This window comes from Marinitoga sp. 38H-ov (assembly GCF_011057715.1).
In the GTDB taxonomy this organism is placed as follows: domain Bacteria; phylum Thermotogota; class Thermotogae; order Petrotogales; family Petrotogaceae; genus Marinitoga.
The window spans coordinates 1-2,777 of sequence record NZ_LNGH01000052.1 but is presented as its reverse complement, the minus strand read 5'-3'; the positions used below and the strand labels follow the sequence as shown (position 1 = coordinate 2,777).

Annotated in this window: 3 protein-coding genes and 1 pseudogene; all 4 read right to left on the bottom strand. The window is 26.3% G+C overall.

Features of this window, described 5'->3' with window-relative positions:
* Positions 1 to 344, bottom strand: a pseudogene (locus AS160_RS09930) (ABC transporter permease); the annotation flags it as partial.
* A gap of 3 nt (positions 345 to 347) precedes the next feature.
* Positions 348 to 509, bottom strand: coding sequence for a hypothetical protein (locus tag AS160_RS09925; protein WP_165148436.1), 162 nt, complete (start codon positions 507 to 509; stop codon positions 348 to 350).
* A complete protein-coding gene (locus tag AS160_RS09920) occupies positions 493 to 1,833 on the bottom strand; it encodes a radical SAM protein (RefSeq protein ID WP_165148433.1) in 1,341 nt (446 codons plus the stop codon). The genes AS160_RS09925 and AS160_RS09920 overlap by 17 nt, the downstream gene beginning before the upstream one ends.
* On the bottom strand, positions 1,830 to 2,720 hold the full coding sequence (locus tag AS160_RS09915; RefSeq protein ID WP_277601313.1) for a radical SAM protein: 891 nt from the start codon (positions 2,718 to 2,720) through the stop codon (positions 1,830 to 1,832). Before AS160_RS09915 ends, AS160_RS09920 begins: the two co-directional genes overlap by 4 nt.
* Positions 2,721 to 2,777: the final 57 nt, after the last annotated feature.

Sequence of the window (2,777 nt, the reverse complement as noted above, 5' to 3'; positions counted from 1 at the left end):
AATATGGTGTATATTAATGCTTCCCATAATGGTGTTTCAGACAGAAGCAGGTAGTCTATTGTTCCCATTACCTGCTCCTGTCATATTACACTTTTAGATGTTGTTAGAGAGAGAGTAGTATAACTCATAAATACGCTTCCAGATATGAAATATGCAAGAATATTTCCCCCATATTGTTCAATCATTGGAAAGTAATTATCCTGAGCTATGAACCTTCCCATGAATCCAAATTGTAATAATCCTAAGAATCCACTGAGTATTCCCAGTACTGCTTGTGTTTTATAACTTTTCCATATTAGTATATCTCTACCTAAAAAATATAGAAATTTTTTTATTGTTTTCATAATTTAAGAATCACACCAATCCCAGAACCCTTTATCTTCTCCTTTGCATTTAGCATTTTGTTCACATCCTTGATTACTACATTCATCACAGTTTTCTACTTTATCTTTTCCAAAGTCACAAAATGAAAATAAACTTTCTTCTCTTGGTTCATTTACGAATTCCATTTTTTCGCCTCCCATATGTTTTTTCTGTTAATAATATCATTTCTTCTAAATTATATTTTATCGGAAGACATCTTTCCCTTCCGTATTCTATTACACCATATTTTTCTGCTAATACTTTACCCAAAATACATCCTCCCATACAATATGGTAACACTTTACAACTTTTACATTCTTCATCAAATGGATCTATTGCGAGCCATATGTTTTTTCTGTAGTTTAATTTCATTTTACCATTTTCTTTTAATTCTCCAATTTCTTTTGAAATACCACCAATTTCTCCCCAACATTTATATAATTTCCCATCTGCATCTATTACTAATGAATTTATACTTGTCGCATCACATCTTGCTTGATTTATTTTTAAAAATGGATTGAAATTATAGTAATCTATCTTTTCTATTATATAATTATATAATTCACTTTCTATTTTGGCAAATTCTTTTAAGGTAAATGATTTCAATTTTTTATTATCTCCCATTTCACCCTGTCTTAAATCTATTTCCACCTTTAATCTATCTTCAGATATTTTATCTATTAATCTTTTTATACTTTCTATATTGTGTGGAAATACATTAATTCTTATTTTTACAAAAATTTCTTTTGATGCATTTTTTATATTTTCATATATTTTTTTAAATGTTCCTTTTCCATTTTTTAATAATCTTAATTTATTATGTTCTTCTTCTGTTCCATCCAGCGTTATTATTAATTTTTTTATTCCAGAATCTTTCAGTTCTTTTATGGTTATTTCATCAAGTAAATATCCATTTGTTATTATAAATGCATCATATTCCACTTTTTCTTTTTCGCTAATCTTTTTTATTTTTTCGCTTAATTCTTTTATTTTTTCCTTTTCTAATAGTGGTTCACCACCCCAAAAAGTTACACTAAATATTTTTGGCTTTTTTTCTTCTATTTTTTCTTTTACCAGTGTTATTATTGAGTCTATTGTATTTTCCTTTATATTTCTTATCTTAAAAGGTTTTATACTTATTTCTTTTGCCTGGTTTTGATAACAATATTTACAATTAAAATTACAATTGGTTGTCATTGTCACTGTTAAATGAAAATAATCGTTTGAAAATTGAAATTTTTTATATTTTGCTATTATGTCGCTTAATTCGTCTTTATCATCTTCTATTATAAATCCACCTTTTTTAAGTATTTCTATATCCTTATCAATTTTTATTTTGCCTGATAATATTTTTTTTATTTTATCGACATTTTTCTTTTCTACTTTCAATATTGCATTGGTCATTCCATTAAAAAGAAGAAGACTACCGTCTTCTTTTTCAATTAATGTATTATACTGAGATGATTTCATTTAACCACCATCTTTTTCTCAAATTTTTTTACTCTATACCATAATTTTATAAAACTTTCTGTTTCTCTTTTTTCTTCAGGACAAGCTTTGCTTCCGTGAAGTGCAGCATTTCTACATCCACCATGACATAAAGGTAATATTTTGCATTCTTTACAATTTTTATCTTCATATCCATTATAACTATGCCATTTTAACTGTTTTTTTGTTTCTAATTTTATTTTTCCATTTTCTATTTTCCCCATTTCCATTCCTTCTTCTACTGCAACTGTACATGGATATATTTCCCCTTCTGGACCAATTACCATATTATATACATTATCAAATTCGCAATACATATCTCCATTTAATATTGGTAACATTACTTTAAATCCTCTATTTATTGCCATTTCATATAATTTTGAGAGTTTTGTAAATGAATTTTCTTTTCTGAAATCTCTGACGTGTATATGAAATTCTTCATTCCTTTCTGATGCCTGGAATATCCATCTAAAATATATTTTCATTCTTTTTTTTGGAAACTTCTCTAAATAATCAAATAATTTCTCTATTTTTTCATAATTTTCAGGACCTACATTTACTCTTATTGATATATTTGTTTCTTTTGTATTTTCAAATAACGTTTCTATTCCTTCTATTATTTTTTTAAATGTTTTTCCTCCACCAACTAATGGTCTGTATTTATCGTGTGTTTCTTCTATTCCATCAAGAGTTATCTGAACATTTTTTATTTTTAACTCATCAAATTTTGATATATCTATATAATTCAATAAACATCCATTTGATGACATTGATGAAAACAGTTCTGCTTCATTTTCATCTATTATTTTTTTATTTATATATTCAATGACTTTGAAGTTCATCAATGGTTCTCCACCAAACCAACCTATTGATATTATTTTTTTATTCTTGCTTGTGTTGATTATTTGTCATTATTTTATTTCTTT